1 protein-coding gene is annotated in these 412 nt (G+C 42.0%); it reads left to right on the top strand.

Annotated elements, in window-relative coordinates:
• On the top strand, positions 1-412 hold a 412-nt coding region (locus tag HC175_RS19480), incomplete at both ends, for a hypothetical protein (protein ID WP_168139785.1).

Genomic DNA, 412 nt, shown 5'->3' with positions numbered 1-412 from the left:
AAAGAACCCTTTCCCGAAGTATTTCTAACCTTGGAAAAAGCCCGGCAGAAGTTGCTGAAAAGCTCAGCCAGGTCAACAGCTCATACAAAGATCAACAATTGCTTTCACTACAGGAAAAGATCGACAATCACCTGGTGAGTCACCAGGCATATCCGGTGGTACATTTCTTCAGCCACTCAAATCCTGAAAATTGTTTCAGTACCAATTTTGCAAGACTGGATGAAGCGCTAAGTATAATACTAGATCCTGGAAATGAAAAAGAAAAAGAAGTTGGAAGTGAGGAACTACAACTACTTAGAGGTACCATGACCAACCTGTTAATTCACCTTCAGGAGAATTTTTCAGCTTCCCTACCTCCGCCAGAAAACCGCACCAAAGATAACAGTGCAAGTGCCGGTAATTATACACAAGA

Source organism: Salinimicrobium oceani (genome assembly GCF_012037645.1).
Note: the sequence above shows the minus strand (reverse complement) of the source record. Positions and strands in the feature narration are given on the sequence as shown.